The sequence below is a fragment of the Marinococcus halotolerans DSM 16375 genome (genome assembly GCF_000420725.1).
GTDB lineage: Bacteria > Bacillota > Bacilli > Bacillales > Marinococcaceae > Marinococcus > Marinococcus halotolerans.
In genome coordinates this window covers 71,682-87,209 of the sequence record NZ_ATVM01000007.1, presented here as the reverse complement: position 1 = coordinate 87,209, position 15,528 = coordinate 71,682, and the positions used below count along the sequence as shown (strand labels likewise).

General features: G+C 51.0%; 14 protein-coding genes. 11 read left to right on the top strand and 3 right to left on the bottom strand.

Features of this window, described 5'->3' with window-relative positions:
• Positions 1–80 precede the first annotated feature (80 nt).
• The 7 genes from G548_RS0107165 to G548_RS0107135 all read left to right on the top strand — a co-directional run bounded on the left by G548_RS0107165 (position 81) and on the right by G548_RS0107135 (position 7,957).
• The gene (locus tag G548_RS0107165) at positions 81–539 is read left to right on the top strand and encodes a flavin reductase family protein (protein ID WP_022793478.1); all 459 of its coding nucleotides are present in this window, start codon (positions 81–83) and stop codon (positions 537–539) included.
• A gap of 109 nt (positions 540–648) precedes the next feature.
• Positions 649–2,427 (top strand): sigma-54-dependent Fis family transcriptional regulator, encoded by a 1,779-nt coding sequence (locus G548_RS0107160; RefSeq protein ID WP_051143846.1) that lies wholly within the window; start codon positions 649–651, stop codon positions 2,425–2,427.
• A 194-nt stretch (positions 2,428–2,621) separates the two neighbouring features.
• On the top strand, positions 2,622–3,635 hold the full coding sequence (locus tag G548_RS0107155) for a thiamine pyrophosphate-dependent dehydrogenase E1 component subunit alpha (protein ID WP_022793476.1): 1,014 nt from the start codon (positions 2,622–2,624) through the stop codon (positions 3,633–3,635).
• Positions 3,635–4,669, top strand: a complete 1,035-nt coding sequence (locus tag G548_RS0107150; RefSeq protein ID WP_022793475.1) for an alpha-ketoacid dehydrogenase subunit beta — start codon at positions 3,635–3,637, stop codon at positions 4,667–4,669. Before G548_RS0107155 ends, G548_RS0107150 begins: the two co-directional genes overlap by 1 nt.
• A gap of 17 nt (positions 4,670–4,686) precedes the next feature.
• Positions 4,687–5,937 (top strand): dihydrolipoamide acetyltransferase family protein, encoded by a 1,251-nt coding sequence (locus tag G548_RS0107145; protein ID WP_022793474.1) that lies wholly within the window; start codon positions 4,687–4,689, stop codon positions 5,935–5,937.
• Positions 5,938–6,010: 73 nt separating this feature from the next.
• Positions 6,011–6,499 carry a VOC family protein gene (locus G548_RS0107140; protein WP_022793473.1) on the top strand — a complete coding sequence of 163 codons (489 nt, stop codon included), beginning with the start codon at positions 6,011–6,013 and terminating at the stop codon, positions 6,497–6,499.
• 93 nt (positions 6,500–6,592) lie between these two features.
• The gene (locus G548_RS0107135) at positions 6,593–7,957 is read left to right on the top strand and encodes an MATE family efflux transporter (RefSeq protein ID WP_022793472.1); all 1,365 of its coding nucleotides are present in this window, start codon (positions 6,593–6,595) and stop codon (positions 7,955–7,957) included.
• Between the two features lie 12 nt (positions 7,958–7,969).
• Here the strand turns inward: G548_RS0107135 and G548_RS0107130 are convergent, their stop codons facing one another.
• Entirely contained in the window at positions 7,970–8,698 is a 729-nt protein-coding gene (locus tag G548_RS0107130) for an SIS domain-containing protein (protein WP_027847257.1), read from the bottom strand.
• Positions 8,699–8,783: 85 nt separating this feature from the next.
• Entirely contained in the window at positions 8,784–10,166 is a 1,383-nt protein-coding gene (nagE, locus tag G548_RS0107125) for an N-acetylglucosamine-specific PTS transporter subunit IIBC (RefSeq protein WP_027847256.1), read from the bottom strand.
• Positions 10,167–10,415: 249 nt separating this feature from the next.
• On the opposite strand from nagE, the gene G548_RS0107120 reads away from it, so the two are divergent.
• The 4 genes from G548_RS0107120 to G548_RS0107105 all read left to right on the top strand — a co-directional run bounded on the left by G548_RS0107120 (position 10,416) and on the right by G548_RS0107105 (position 14,531).
• The gene (locus G548_RS0107120; RefSeq protein WP_027847255.1) at positions 10,416–11,222 is read left to right on the top strand and encodes a histidinol-phosphatase; all 807 of its coding nucleotides are present in this window, start codon (positions 10,416–10,418) and stop codon (positions 11,220–11,222) included.
• A gap of 345 nt (positions 11,223–11,567) precedes the next feature.
• Positions 11,568–12,209: a hypothetical protein gene (locus tag G548_RS0107115; RefSeq protein ID WP_022793468.1), complete on the top strand. Its 642-nt coding sequence runs from the start codon at positions 11,568–11,570 to the stop codon at positions 12,207–12,209.
• A 390-nt stretch (positions 12,210–12,599) separates the two neighbouring features.
• Positions 12,600–13,556, top strand: coding sequence for a C40 family peptidase (locus G548_RS0107110; protein WP_027847254.1), 957 nt, complete (start codon positions 12,600–12,602; stop codon positions 13,554–13,556).
• Positions 13,557–13,748: 192 nt separating this feature from the next.
• Complete coding sequence (locus G548_RS0107105) at positions 13,749–14,531, top strand: CpsB/CapC family capsule biosynthesis tyrosine phosphatase (protein ID WP_022793466.1); 783 nt, start codon at positions 13,749–13,751, stop codon at positions 14,529–14,531.
• Between the two features lie 33 nt (positions 14,532–14,564).
• On the opposite strand, the gene G548_RS0107100 is transcribed toward G548_RS0107105, so the two are convergent.
• Positions 14,565–15,497, bottom strand: coding sequence for an LCP family glycopolymer transferase (locus tag G548_RS0107100; RefSeq protein ID WP_022793465.1), 933 nt, complete (start codon positions 15,495–15,497; stop codon positions 14,565–14,567).
• Positions 15,498–15,528 lie beyond the last annotated feature (31 nt).

Genomic DNA, 15,528 nt, shown 5'->3' with positions numbered 1-15,528 from the left:
GCTTTTCTGGTTTTCTGGGCTGATTTACGTTAAAATGCTCGCAGGATAACGATTAGCTGATAATGAGGGAGGCCGCACAAATGGATGATCGATTGTTTAAAGCAGCCATGGGCAAATTTACGACCGGTGTCACGGTACTTACGACGGAGCTTGAAGGGACAGTCCACGGCATGACGGCAAACGCGTTTATGTCTGTTTCACTTGAGCCGAAGCTGATCCTCATTTCCGTTGCGAAAACGGCATCGATGCACGAATACATGCAGGAGGGAGATCAGTTTGCCATCAGCGTTCTCGGCAACGGCCAGGAGGCAGTCTCGCGCTATTTTGCCCGCCAGACAGAAGAGGACGCAGAAGTGAAGTTTGAGCGTTTTGAAGACCGCCCGGTCATTGAAGGGGCTATCACCCAGCTTGCCTGCACGAAGTATAATGAAGTCGACGCTGGGGATCATACGCTGTTTATCGGTTCCGTGGAAAACGTAACCGTCCAGGATGAAGCACCGCTCGTTTATTTTGAAGGCAAATACCGCTATATGAAATAACTCATCCGGCCAAAAGCCGGATGTTTTTTTATGTTCCGGCTCTTTTTTCTCCAGGCAGGGCGTGCTACATTATACATAAGAAAACGCTTTCAAAAGAGAGGTGCGAATCGTGAATAAAGCGGAATGGAACCGTTGGTCGGAGACGGGAATACTGGACCGTACACGGATGGAAAAGCGGATCGCAGAGTCATGGCATGCATGTACGCAGGAGGGAGTCGATCCAGCTGGAGGGATTGGCCAGCTGCCGGAACGAAAGGAGTGGCTGGCCTACAAAAAAGAACGGGAAATGTATTTGGAAGCGGCAGATCCAATGCTCCGGCAGCTGCAGGGGTTTTGTGAGGACATGAAGCTTTTGCTTCTGCTTACAGATGAACAGGGCAAAGTGCTGTACATCAACGGGCATCAAGCCTCTCTTGCTCATGCCTCGAGCATTCACTTTGGGGAGGGCGTTGCCTGGACCGACCGGGCTGTTGGGACAAATGCCATCGGCACCAGTCTTTCTACGGGGGAGCCGATTGCGGTTGTAAAAGACGAGCATTACGCAAAAGCCTCCAAAAGCTGGGAATGCGCAGCCGTTCCTGTATACGACGGCAAAGGAGGCATCCTCGGCGTACTTGATATGTCGAGCCCCTTTGGTTTTACGCAGAAGGAACAGATTATGGGCACCGTCGTTTCAGCGGCATTTGCGATTGAGCGCTCCTGGCAGGAAAAGCTCCGTCAGCAGGAAATTGAGCTGCTTCAATACGCCCTCGCAAACGAGCATACGTTCACCCCGTATTTACTGACAAATGCTTACGGAACCGAAGTGTACCGCCATCCAGAATGGCAGGAGGAGCAGGGAAAAGAACCGGCGGTCAGCCGGCTGGCAGTTCCAATCTATTCTGCAGCCACCCGCCGGCTGCTCGGCTACCGGTATCAGCCTGTACGCCCGGAAGTGAAAAAGAAGAAGATTCCGGCAGCACAGCCTTTCTCCCGCGGAGAAGCCGTAGGGGCAAGCCCGGCCTTTGACCAAACGATCACTGAGGTGAAAAAGGCTGCCAAACAGTCAGTGTCCGTTCATCTTTTCGGTGAGACCGGCACCGGCAAGGAAGTGATGGCAAGACTCGTGCATGACAACAGTGAATACCGAAATGGTCCGTTTATCGCCGTCAACTGCGGGGCAATTCCGGAAAATCTGCTCGAAAGCGAACTCTTCGGCTACGATGGAGGTGCTTTTACCGGGGCTAAAAAGGGAGGAACCGAGGGGAAAGTCCGGGAAGCGAAAAACGGCACTCTCTTTCTGGATGAAATCTCTGAAATTTCCCCGGCAGCCCAGGTGGCACTTTTGCGGGTGCTGCAGGAAAAACGGGTGACGCCGGTTGGGAGCAGAGACTCTATCCCGGTTAATTTCCGGCTTATTACCGCAAGCAACAAAAATATTACCGAACTCGTTCGGGAAGGAAAGTTTCGGGAGGATTTGTATTACCGCATTTATGTGTATCCGCTCATGCTGCCGCCGCTCAGGCAGCGGATGGAGGACCTGCCGGAGCTGATCCGCTACATTTCGGAGAAGCAGGGATGGAGCACCATCTGGCCGAAACAGCTGCTCGCCCAGATGGCCGGCTACGAATGGCCGGGCAACATCCGGGAGCTTTTTAATGTACTGGAGCGCATGTATACGTACTATGAAGGGAGTGTGCCGATGGACGTGCTTCTTGATCCTTTTCTTTCCGCTCCGGAATCCCGGCAGGTCAAGGCGAGCCGGTTTACGTACCGGGAGCAGATGGAATACGGTCGGATCGAAAAGGCGCTTGAGGCCTGCAGCGGCCGGGTGGCTGCTGCAGCCAGACAGCTTGGAATGGCGAGAAGCACGCTTTACCGTAAGCTGAAAAAGTACGGACTGGAATAATTGCGACAAAATGGGACAAACCGGGGCCTCGTGCTCCAGATTGTCCCATTTTTTAATGGAGGCAAAAGCCTGAAATCTAAAGCGAATGCCTGAAATAACGTTAATATTGTTGGCACAAAACTTGCAAGTATGTAGAGCAGGAAGACCCGCAGGCTTCTTTGCCTGCAATAAATGAATATTAAAGGAGGAGCAGTATGGAAGCGTCCAACACTAGAACGCAGACAATGGATTCCCATCAGGCCATGTGGATGTACCAGAAAATGTCTGAAATTCGGCATTTTGAAGACACTGTCCATGAAACGTTCAGCAAGGGAGTGCTGCCAGGATTTGTTCATTTGTATGCAGGGGAAGAAGCGGTGGCCGTCGGCGTCTGCGCGCATCTGAATGACAAAGACAGCATCACAAGCACTCACCGCGGGCACGGGCACTGTATCGCAAAGGGCTGTGACCTGAACGGCATGATGGCGGAGATTTATGGTAAAGAAACCGGGCTCTGTAACGGTAAAGGCGGCTCGATGCACATTGCTGACGTCAGTAAAGGCATGCTCGGGGCAAATGGCATCGTCGGCGGCGGATTTCCACTCGCGACAGGCGCAGGTTTGACAGCGAAGCTGCAGGACACCGGCGGCGTGGCGGTCTGCTTTTTTGGAGACGGGGCCAACAACCACGGCACATTTCATGAAGGCATTAATATGGCAGCCATCTGGAACCTGCCGGTGATCTTTGTAGCTGAAAACAACGGCTACGCCGAAGCAACCCCGTTTTCCTACGCTTCAAGCTGCGAAAATATTGCCGACCGGGCAGCCTCCTACGGGATCCCGGGAGAAATTGTTGACGGCAAGGATGCAATGGCTGTGTATGAAGCGGCAGAACGCGCAGTCACGCGGGCAAGAAACGGCGAGGGTCCTTCTCTGATTGAATGCAAAACGTACCGGAACTACGGGCACTTCGAAGGCGATGCCCAGAAATATAAAGGCTCAGAGGAGCGCGAAGAGCATTTGAAGGACAAGGATGCGATTTTACAGTTCCGCCAGTATATGCTCCAGCACAACCTTTCCAATGAAGAAGGGCTGAACAAGCTGGATGAACAGGTGAAAGCCTCCATCCAGGCCGCCGTCGAATTTGCCGAAAGCAGTGATTACCCGGATGCCGGGAGCTTAATAACGGACGTGTATGTGAATTACACGAACACAGGGAGGGAGTCGTAATGGGACGGACCATCAGCTTTTCCGATGCGATTAATGAAGCACTTGCCGAAACGATGCGCCGGGATAAAAACGTTATTTTAATGGGCGAAGACGTAGCCGGCGGCGCGGCTGTCGATCATCTGCAGGACGAGGAAGCCTGGGGCGGGGTCATGGGTGTAACGCAGGGACTGGTGCAGGAATTCGGAAGAGACCGGATTCTCGATACGCCGATTGCAGAAGCAGGATATGTCGGAGCGGCCGTCAGTGCAGCGGCAACCGGCATGCGGCCGGTGACGGAGCTGATGTTTAACGACTTTATTGGCAGCTGCCTCGACGAAGTCATGAACCAGGGGGCCAAGCTGCGCTACATGTTCGGCGGCAAAGCGAAGGTGCCGCTGACGATCCGGACAATGCACGGAGCGGGCTTCCGGGCAGCAGCCCAGCATTCACAGAGCCTGTACGGAATGTTTACCGCAATACCGGGGCTGAAAACGGTCGTCCCCTCCACGCCGGCAGAAGCGAAGGGGCTCCTGATTGCAGCGATTGAAGATGATGACCTGGTCGTCTTTTTTGAAGATAAGACGCTATACAATATGAAAGGTGACGTGCCGGAAGGCTATTATACTACCGACCTCGGCAAGGCGGATATCAAACGCGAAGGCAGTGACGTTACGATCGTTGCCATCGGCAAGCAGGTGCATACCGCGCTTGAAGCAGCGGAGCAGCTGGCAGCTAAGGGCATCCAGGCGGAAATTGTCGATCCGCGCAGCCTGTCACCGCTGGATGAAGATACGATTTTAGCTTCGGTGGACAAAACCAACCATTTAATTGTCGTAGACGAAGCGACTCCGCGCTGCAACGTAGCGACCGATATTGCTGCGATGGTGGCAGATAAAGGATTTGATTCGCTCGATGCACCGATCAAACGGATTACCGCCCCGCATTCACCGGTGCCGTTTTCGCCGGTCCTTGAGGATCTGTATCTGCCGTCTGCGGACACGATTGTCCGGACCGTCATGGAGCTTACCGGTGAAGATACCGCAATGACTACGTAAACGAAAGGAGGGACAGTATGGCCACAGAGATCGTCATGCCAAAGTTTGGAATGAGTATGAACGAAGGAACCATTGCCGAATGGCTGAAAAAGGAAGGAGACGATATTAAAAAAGGGGAGCCGATTGTCACGGTCAGCTCGGATAAAATCACCAATGAAGTGGAGGCGCCTGCAGACGGCCGGATGCTCAAAATCACCGCCGCAGAAGACGAGACACTGGCGGTCGGTCAGGTGATTGCCTACATGGGAGAGCCTGGTGAACAAATAACAGAAAGCACAGCAGCCGAAGAAGGAGCAGCACCGGCCGCCCCGGAACCGGCAGAAGCGGTCGCAGAAGAGCCGGCTATTTCCCGGGAAATAACGCATGCGCCCCAGGCTGAATCGCGTGTGCGGGTGTCTCCGGCAGCCAAAAAGCTGGCCGCGGCTCACGGCATTCCGGTAGACAGCATTGAAGGCACGGGGCCGAAAGGAAGGATTACGAAGAAGGATGTGGAGACGCTAATAGAATCGGCTGGCGAGGAGGAAAGCACTGCTCCGCCGCAAAACGAGCCGGCCTCCGCCAATCCATCGCTCGACACCACTCAGGTGACGGCTGTTAAAGGAATGCGTAAAGTCATCGCCGAGCGTATGCAGCAGAGCCTGCAGGAAAGCGCTCAGCTTACGCTGATGAGAAAGGCAGATATTACCGGGCTGCTGCAGATACAGAAGCAGGCGAACGCCGAGCTTGAGCAGAACGGGGAGGCGAAAACGATGACACTGACGGCGTTCATTGCCAAAGCAGCGGTGCTGGCTCTCCAGAAGCACCCGGCGGCGAACGCTTCGTTTCAGGACGGTATGCTTTACCGCTACGATCACGTGCACCTGGGAATAGCGGCTGCGTTAACAGAGGGTCTCGTTGTGCCGGTCATCTTCCACGCCGAAGCCAAATCGGTGCGGGAGATTGGAGAGAGCATCCGTCTGCTCGGACACGGAGCGAGGGAAAACCAGCTGGCGTCTGAGGATATGCAGGGGTCCACGTTTACGATTACGAACCTCGGTGCGACCGGAGTTGAATACTTCACCCCAATTTTAAATACTCCCGAAGCGGCTATACTGGGCGTCGGCGCCGTGCAGGACGGGGTCCAGTTTTACGAAGGCACTCCGATGGAGCGAAAGCTGCTGCCGCTAAGCCTGACGTTTGACCACCGGGCCCTGGACGGCGAACCAGCCGGCCGGTTTCTCGCGGAGCTCACCGGTATTTTAGAGCATCCGCACCGGCTGTTTTATTAATATTTTTCATCCCTTACAGGGTTAAGCCGTTTCCATAATGGGAACGGCTTTTGTATGACAAAGGAGGGAGATTATGACGGGAATCACCCATATCGGTTTAACCGTGCCGGATATCGACGCTGCTGTCGAATGGTACACAGAGGTGCTGGATTTTGAGCTTCTGGCCGGTCCGTTTACGGCGAAAGCTGAGCAAACGGACGATGCTTCCACGAATATGACGATGGATCTTCTCGGTGAAGAAGTAAAAGAGATGCGCAACGCGCATCTGACCACAGGTAATCAGGTAGGTCTCGAGCTGTTTGAGTTTGTTGATCCCCGGCCTGGGCCGCAGGACAGCCCGCCATGGCAGCAGCGCTTTTTTCACCTCTGTCTGCTCGTCTCCGGCATTGAAGAAACCGCCGCACGCATAGAAGCGGAGGGAGGAAAACAGCGGAGCCGGATATGGAGTCCCCGGGAAGGAAAGCCGTACCGGCTCGTATATATGGAAGACCCGTTCGGTAATATCATCGAGCTGTATTCCCACAGCACAGAAGTCACCTATGGAAACATGGACAGCGGTTAAGCCGCCTGCATGAATACGGTGCCCTTTCCGGCTGATCAATGTTATTCTATACAGATGAACAGAACGGACGGGGATGTCAGCAGGAGGCAGAGTATGTATCACGCAGAAACGATTAAAGAGAAGCTGCGGCTGTTTATGGTTATTTTAGGACCCATTTTGATTACGCAGCTGAGCTATTTTGGCATGAATTTAATAGATACAATCATGTCCGGACGGGCGGGGACAGACGACCTGGCGGGCGTGGCGATCGGGGCGAATCTGTGGATGCCGGTATTTACAGCGGTGAACGGCATCCTTCTCGCCATTACACCGATCGTCTCCCAGCAGCTTGGTGCTGGAGAAGGAAGAAAAATTGCCGGCACGATTACGCAGGGGCTGTATCTGGGTGTGCTTTTCGGAGTGCTTGTCATTACGCTCGGAGCGGCGGCGTTAAGCCCGGCTCTTTCGTTTATGTCGCTCGAGCCGGGCGTCGAACGAATTGCTTCGCATTATTTAATCGGCCTCGCTTTTGGAATTATTCCGTTCTTCTTATCGATCGTGCTCCGGAACTTTTTTGATGCTCAGGGCCATACGCGGATTACGATGGTGATCATGCTGGGTACACTGCCGTTTAACGCGTTCTTTAATTACGTATTAATTTTTGGCAAATTCGGCTTTCCGGAGCTTGGCGGCATCGGGGCCGGCTACGCTACGGCGATTTCCTATTGGCTCATTTTTGCGTTCAGTATTATGATGACGTTCCGGATTCCGGCTATGAGGCAGTTCCGAATCTTTTTGGATTGGTACAGGCCATCCTGGCAGGCGTGGAAGGAACAGCTGCGGATCGGCGTGCCGATGGGGATGTCGCTGTTTTTTGAATCGAGTATTTTTTCGGCAGTAAGTTTATTGATGGCGTCGCTGTTCAGCACCGTTACGGTCGCTGCCCACCAGGTGGCGCTCAGCTTCACGTCCCTGATATTTATGGTGCCGTTAAGCATTTCCATTGCGCTGACGATCGTGGTTGCCTTTGAAGTCGGCGGCGGCTACCTGGAAGGGGCCAAAGCGTATACACGCCTCGGGGTAGCTTCAGCTATGGGAATATTGGGCGTGGCTTCCATAGGAATATTTCTGCTGCGCGAGCCGATCGCCTACATTTACACAACCAATGAAGAAGTAGTACAGCTTGCTGCCCAGTTTTTCCTGTTTGCGATCGTCTATCAGATTTCAGATGCTGCCCAGGCGTCGCTTCAGGGCGTGCTTCGGGGCTATAAAGATGTGACCGTGCCGTTTTTCACGGCGCTCGTGTCCTACTGGGCGCTCGGACTGCCGGCGGGATACCTGCTTGCTGTCACGACACCGCTCGGCCCTTTCGGCCTCTGGCTCGGGATCACTGTCGGGCTGACAAGTGCCGCCATCGGATTTTTCATCCGGCTGAAAATTGTGGTGAAAAGGCATGAAAGAGGTTGTGAGGTCTCTTAACCCCGACTGCCTTTAAAACCCAAGACGGTCCCGGTATTTCTGCAGCCACTGTTCGTTTTGGGCATCCCCGCCGTCAGCATTGCCGCTCGCAAAAATAGGCGGGGTTTCTCCGCGGTCCGCCGTTATTTCGATTGCACGGGCAATAGCTGCCTGCAGCATGGCGGTTCCTACTGCTGTAGAGCTTGAGGCAAAAGGAGTCGGGACATGTGGATGCGTCAGCAGGGCGTCGCCGGGCGGAGCATGGTTATCGAGGACGATATCGACGACATCCATCAGCCTGAAGCCGTCTTTATGACGGGAGGGCTGAGCCGAAGAATAAGCAACTGATGTGAGACCGGCGACCGCAGCGCCGGCTTTTTTGGCGTAGAGGGCGACATCGACGGGTACAGGGTTTCTTCCGGAGGTGGAAATAACGATCACGGTGTCCTCCGGCTGAATATTTTCATTCACTAAAAACTTAGAGGCGTAATCATTTGTCCGTTCAAGCTCCGAGGAACGCAGAGCCCCTTCGTGAAGCATCACCGGCTCGTGAAGAATGGGGTGGATCGGCACGAGCCCGCCGGCCCGGTAGTAGACTTCAAGCGAAAGAAGATGCGAATGCCCGCATCCGAATAGGTGAATGATCCCGTCCTGCGCGAGCGTGTTGGCGATCGCTTTGGCACAAGCCTCCATCTGACTGTATTCCTGTTCTTCCACAGTGTTCAGCTGCTCACGAATTTGGGAAAAATAGTTCTCTATCATCATACATCTCATCCTTTCTTCACGGTAAAAGTATACCTGTTTTTTGGCAGAGAAAAAGCCCCCGCCTTTGAAACGGGGGCAATGGTTATTCTGCCTTGGAATCAGGGTCCTGGGTACGCATAGCGTCCGCGACAAACTCCACCTCAGTGCCAATAATGACCTGCAGGTTGGTTTTATCTACTTTTACGACGCCGCGTGCGCCGTTTTGCTTCAGCCTGTCTTCATCGACTTCGTCCATATCGTTCATTTGAAGCCGCAGCCTCGTCACACAGTTATCGATCGATTGAATATTGGAATACCCGCCGAGGGCAGCTACGTAATTTTTGGCGAGCGATTCATATTTGTCATCGCCGCTGAACGTATTGGTGGTGGTGACCGTTTCTTCATCCTCGCGGCCTGGTGTTTTAATATTCAGCAGCCGGATCAGCGCTGAGAAGATCACGAAGTAAAGAACACCGAATATTAACCCTACCCCGAGCAGCAGCACCGGCTTGGTCGCAATGCCGAAGTTGAGCAGGTAGTCTATGAAGCCGGCAGAAAAACCAAAGGCGTCCAATATTCCCAGCTGGAATGTTACCATCATTGCAAGCCCGGTCATGAGCGCGTGCACGACATAAAGCAGCGGGGAAAGAAACATAAATGTAAACTCAATTGGTTCTGTAATACCGGTCAAAAAAGAAGTGAGGGCCAGGCTGCCGAGCATGCCGGCAACTTCTTTGCGGCGCTCGGGCTTCGCGGCCATGATCATAGCGAGACACGCACCCGGAAGGCCAAACATCATAATCGGAAAGAATCCGGCCGTATAGGCGCCAGCGTCCGGGTCACCGTTTAAGAAACGGGTGATTTCCCCGTTATAGCCCTGGAAGGAACCAAAATCAAACCATATATACACGTTGATAATATGATGAAGACCGGTTGGAATCAAAAGCCGGTTTAAAAATCCGTACAGCCCGGCTCCGGCGGCTCCAGTTCCTGTAATTACATTGGTAACCTGATCAATACCGGTCTGCACCGGCGGCCACACATAACCGAATATAAATGCAAATACGAGCATCGTAACGGCGGTGATAATAGGTACGAACCGCCTGCCTCCGAAGAAGCCGAGGAACTGCGGCAGCTGAATGTTATAAAAGCGGTTATATAAAAGTCCGGCCGTAATACCTGCGATTATGCCGCCAAACACTCCCATGTTTATATCTTCGTTTATCCCTTCCAGTCCCCCAGTTAAAATTAAATAACCGACAACGCCCGCAAGTGCAGCGGCGCCGCTGCCGTCTCTCGAAAAACCAATCGCCAGTCCTACCGCAAACAGCAGTGCCAGGTTATCGAAAATAAACTGGCCGGCGTTGGCGACAAAGGCGATATCGAGCAGATCCTCCTGCCCGAAGCGAAGAATAAGAGCGGCAGCCGGCAGGACTGCGATCGGGAGCATTAATGAACGCCCGAGCTTTTGGAACTTGCCCATGATTTGAATGTTTCCAAGCATAAGTAGATCCCCCTTTTATAGAATGTATGATGAAAATGTACCTTATTTTAGTTATAGATGTCTATACCAATTTTCTTAAAAATTTAAAAACTCTGTCAAAGAATCTGACGACATCGATAAGGTAACGCTTACAAACATAGTAACACATTATATATAGATGTCTATACCATTTTTTCAATAGATTTTTAACACAGGCATGGTACGATAAAAAGAAAAAGAAAGGTGATCAAAGTGAAATTTGACCTTCATAATCATCACGTTCGCTGCGGACACGCAGAAGGAACGATTGAGGATTACATTCAGGCAGCGATCCAAAAAAAGCTCGACGTAATTGGTATTTCCGACCATTCCCCGTTCTTTGCAAGCGACGAAGAGCAGCCGCATCCACGCATTACGATGGCTAAAGGAGAATTCCCGGCTTATATTGAAGAAATCCGGCAGCTGAAAGAAAAATACATAAACGATATTGAAGTGCTGATCGGCGTGGAATCCGACTATTTTCCTGACCAGGAAGCACCTTACCGGAAGCAGTACGGGAAATATCCAATGGATTATGTGATTGGTTCGGTTCATTTTGTAAACGGCATCAACATTTTCGATACGTCCAGATGGGAAGGCATGGATGATGCGGGTATCCGCCAGGTAAAGGAAGAATATTACCGTCAGATTGCTCTGTCCGCCAAAAGCGGTATGTTTGATATTCTGGGCCATATCGATGCCCTGAAGGGATATTTTCCATATGCGTCAGAGATCGATACCCCGGAGGTGGATAAGACGCTCCGAATAATCGGGGAAGAAGGCACAGCCATTGAAATTAACACCTCGGGCAAAACCAAATACTGCGGAGGCTGGTATCCGTCGGATGATCTGCTTGAGCGCGCCCTGTATTACAACGTTCCGGTGACGTTTGGCTCCGATGCGCACGTACCGGAGAGAATCGGGGAAGATCTGGAAGAAGTACGGGAGCGCCTGAAGCAGATTGGCTACCGTTCCTGGAGGTTTTTCCGAAAGCGCCGTCCGGTGGATGTTACACTGTAAGCTGCATATTGTATATATAAGCCGGAAAAGAGCAGATTCACGCTTTTTTCCGGCTTTTTCATGTTTATATGAAAATAATTAATAAATGCAGCTGTAAATATCGAGAATGAAGACCGATGAAAGTAGTAGAAGAATAACGTAAGATAGAAGAGGTCCGTGTGAAATTTATAATTATACAGTAAAAAAGTATAGACGCCGGAACGCCAATATGAAAAAATGTATTAAGTATAATTCAAATGTTTAATTATTTTTGCACCTGTGCAGCTAAATGAATCAATATCTATACAGGCGCAAAAATGATTAATATTACGGAGCCCGTCACTGAAGAAAGGAGATTTACCCTTAATGGCAGCAAAATATGAAGAACAGTTACAGGAAATTCTGCACGAGGCGATCCAGGACCATAACTACGACCGGGCCGAGCAGGCCGTGCACCATATGCGTAACCTCGAGCGGATGGAGGCCTTTATCGCAGGAGAGGACGTCAGTTATCCGGAGCGAAACGGAGCAGAGACTGTAATGCCCGGGGAAAACGGATTAGTCGACTTGTCCGCTCCGACAGTCTCGTTCAGAGAGCAGCCCCGGGTGAACGGAAACACCATTTCTGCAGGACGGGGGAGGGAAACGCTCCTTTTATACTATATTGAGGAAGAAGGACTGCTGAAATTTAAAAAAGCCCCGCAGACGTATGCCGTAAGCGTTGATTTTTTCAGAACGTTTTTGCAGAACCTGGTCTCCTGGGAAAATAAGTCTCCTTTTTCCTCCAAGGATTACTTTGAAGCCTTCGGTGATTCACTGAAGGAGAAATCCACCTACCAGGCCTCGACGCTGCGACAGTTTATAACACTTCTGTTCCGCTATTGCGTAAAGCTTAATATTCTTGAAAAGCCGGAGGTGCATCAGCGCAGCAGATATATTCTCGCAGACGATATAAGCGTTGAAGAGGTCATTGACTATATTAAAGAACATAGAATACTGCAAATGTAATATAAAGATAAAGCTTCTTCCGCCAAACTGCAGGCGGAAGAAGCTTTTTTTAATTCGCTGAGTCTATTATAACGGGTATAAAGTTTTGAGTAGGTCCAATATCACCAATAAAGTTACGTATTTGTGTGCAAAATTACAGTTGTGTAACAAAAGTTCTCGTTCTATTGAATTAGTTATATCGCCAACATATAATACGAGTAGCTTATAAAACGGAAAAAACATATTAAATAACTCAAAAATAAAATAACAGGAGGTGTAATCGTCTTAAACTCTTAATAATAAAAAATATCCCTTTTATTACATATATTTCTATCAGATGCTTTTTTCTGAAACTTTAGAATCACAACATACCCACTCCGGATATTAAGAGACCTTACAGACGAAAACATGATGAAAAAATTCTTATTCAGCGCTGCCCTCGCAGCAGGACTTCTCGCCACACCGACTGTTGCAGACGCAGCGCTCGGAGACCAGACATTGAAAGCAGGCCACCGGAATTCCGATGTAAAAGAACTGCAGGAGTATCTGCAAAGCGAAGGCTTTCACACCGGCGCAATAGACGGCGTATTCGGCCCGGTAACAGCGAGTTCCCTGAAATCGTTCCAGCGCGCAAAGAACATTGGTGTGGACGGCGTAGCCGGACCAATCACATTCAGTAAAATGAACCTCGGCGGCGGCAGCTCCTCCTCCAGCGTTTCTTCGAATTCTTCAGGCTCTTCCAGCTCGAGCGTATCTTCCAGTCTCCGCCGGGGCGACCGCGGAAGTGAAGTGAGCAGCCTGCAGAGCACGCTGAAAAGCAAAGGATTTTATAGCAGCGCTGTGGACGGTGTGTTCGGACCTGTAACAGATGCAGCAGTAAAAGACTTTCAGCGGGCAGCCGGCATTGGCGTGGACGGTGTCGTCGGGCCGGTAACGAGAAAGGCATTAAGCAGCAGTGTAACAGCTTCCTCAGGCAGTTCAAATTCGAGCAGTGCAGTAGCGGGTGTATCGACAGGTTCTTCGTCAGCGGTAGTCAATACAGGCAAACAGTACATCGGCACTCCGTACGTGTGGGGTGGCACTTCTCCGAGCGGGTTTGACTGCAGCGGCTTCGTGCAGTACGTGATGAAGCAGCACGGTGTGACGACGAAACGGACAGTTGCACAGATGTGGACGCAGGTTTCGAAGGTGTCGAACCCAAGCGTTGGTGACGCAGTATTTTATGAAACAAGAACCGGTCCATCGCACATGGGCTTCTACGTTGGAAACGGCAAGTTTCTTCATGCCGGCGCCTCGACAGGTGTCACTATTTCCGATATGAACAGCTCCTACTGGAAATCCCGTTACATTGGCGCCGGCCGCTTCTAGATAAAATAAATATCCGTAAGGCTGAAAAGCAGAGTAGTTGCTTTCAGCCTTTTTTTATGATAAAAATCAAAGGGTTTAGTGAAAAAAGAACTAGGTTCATATCACTTTTTTCTGTGATTTGTGCTATCATTGTACTACGAAATTATTTTGCAGAATTAAAGTCGGGGAACTTGGTTAAAAGGAGTGGAAGAATTGATTGACATTAACAGCTACATCTTAAATGATGAAGATGAAACGGCGGAGAAAGAAAACAATGTCAGGCAATTACTCGCAGAGTACAATCAGGCAGGAATAACGGATATAATTGCTGCCCCGAAGCAATGGCATGGTAACGACAAACATCCGGGAGACACGATTCCATTTTTAATTGAACAGTTTCAGAAGCAGTGGCGCGGTGAATTAGGCGCTGTCCGTATTTATCCAGGGCAGTGCGTGCGGCTGACGGAGACACTGGCAGGTGAATTAAAAAGGGAAGAAGCATTAACGCTGAACGGCAGCCGGTACGTGCTTGTGGACTGGAGTGAAGAACTGTCCTACCATCAGATGCACGCGCATTTACATGAGCTGCGTATGGAAGGGTACATGCCGATTCTTGCCGAACCGGAAAAGGAAACCGAATTCCAGCAGCATCCTGATGAGCTGTACCGGCTGATTAAAAATGGTTCACTCGTGCAGGTGAACGCGGGGAGCTTCAACAAATCCGCCCCAAAGCCGCAAAGGCATCTGGCTGAAAAAATGGTTCAGTACCGGTGGGCACACATTGCTGCAAACGTAACCATTGATTCCTTTGAAGGGGATCCTTCCATGGAAACCGCCTTCGACAGTATAGAAAAGCTTGCCAGCGGAGAGTACGCCCAAATGCTGAAGGACAACGCAGGATGTGTACTGAATAACCGGTACGTCAGTACTGAAGAACCTTTTCCATTAAAAGCAAAGCGAAAATGGTTTATGCCAAACCGCTCCAAAGCCAAATAAAAACGGTGTCCTCTGTTGAGGGCACCGTTTTCTTTATTCTGCGGGCGCTTCTTCTCCGTTTTCAAGCTCAAGGTGTTCGCGGAGCGTGTTCGAGATTTCCTGCACTTCGGCCGGGTCCTGTTCCATGTAGTAAATACCGTCAATGGTCCGGTCCTGCCCGTTTTCAAAGTTGATGTTTTCAATATCGTTCCGGGCGCCAAAGTAATTCGAACGCAGATCCTTCATGTCGTCAAAGGTCATATTTGTGCGCACATTTTCTTCCACAACGTCGAGGTAGTCTCCGATACGCGTAATGGACGTAACGCTCTGCCCCTTATTCGCCACGGCTTCGAGAACCTGGCGCTGGCGTTCATTGCGTCCAAGGTCTCCGCGCGGATCTTCTTTTCTCATGCGCACGTAAGTGAGTGCTTCCTCGCCGTCCAGCTCAATTTCCCCTTCAGGGAAATCATGGCCGTTATCGCTAAAAGCAAAATCGTTTTCCACGGTGACGCCGCCAACAGCGTCTACGATGTCCTCAAACCCTTCGAAGTTGATGGTAGCATAGTAGTCAATCGGTACGTTGAGAAAATTTTCCACCGTGTTCATGGCCATGTCAGCCCCGCCAAATGCGTAGGCGTGCGTGATTTTATCCTGATTCCCGCGGCCAATTATTTCCGTATACGTATCACGAGGGATGCTGACCATTTTGGTCGATTCTGTTTCCGGGTTGATGGTTGCTACAATCATTGTGTCGGTCCGGCCTGAGGTGCTTCCGTTCCGGGCGTCGACGCCCATAAGCAGAATGGAAATCGGCTCGCTCGAATCCATGTCCACGTCCGCATCACGGAGGTTGCTCTGGCGGTCTTCGCCTTCGTTAATATTTTGTGCGGTATCTGCCACGGAGTCATAGAGATACCAGGCGTAAATGCCGACTGCTATAAGGAGCGCCAGAAACAGCCCGCCAATAATAAGTAATGCTTTTTTCATATGTGTTCATTTCTCCTGTCTGCCTAGTTAT

Excerpts from the sequence above, each read along its gene's own strand:
- G548_RS0107155 (WP_022793476.1), top strand. The coding sequence starts at position 2,622 with ATGGAAGCGTCCAACACTAGAACGCAGACAATGGATTCCCATCAGGCC.
- G548_RS0107100 (WP_022793465.1), bottom strand. The coding sequence starts at position 15,497 with ATGAAAAAAGCATTACTTATTATTGGCGGGCTGTTTCTGGCGCTCCTT.
- G548_RS0107135 (WP_022793472.1), top strand. The coding sequence starts at position 6,593 with ATGTATCACGCAGAAACGATTAAAGAGAAGCTGCGGCTGTTTATGGTT.
- G548_RS0107165 (WP_022793478.1), top strand. The coding sequence starts at position 81 with ATGGATGATCGATTGTTTAAAGCAGCCATGGGCAAATTTACGACCGGT.
- G548_RS0107130 (WP_027847257.1), bottom strand. The coding sequence starts at position 8,698 with ATGATAGAGAACTATTTTTCCCAAATTCGTGAGCAGCTGAACACTGTG.
- G548_RS0107115 (WP_022793468.1), top strand. The coding sequence starts at position 11,568 with ATGGCAGCAAAATATGAAGAACAGTTACAGGAAATTCTGCACGAGGCG.
- G548_RS0107145 (WP_022793474.1), top strand. The coding sequence starts at position 4,687 with ATGGCCACAGAGATCGTCATGCCAAAGTTTGGAATGAGTATGAACGAA.
- G548_RS0107140 (WP_022793473.1), top strand. The coding sequence starts at position 6,011 with ATGACGGGAATCACCCATATCGGTTTAACCGTGCCGGATATCGACGCT.
- G548_RS0107110 (WP_027847254.1), top strand. The coding sequence starts at position 12,600 with ATGAAAAAATTCTTATTCAGCGCTGCCCTCGCAGCAGGACTTCTCGCC.
- G548_RS0107150 (WP_022793475.1), top strand. The coding sequence starts at position 3,635 with ATGGGACGGACCATCAGCTTTTCCGATGCGATTAATGAAGCACTTGCC.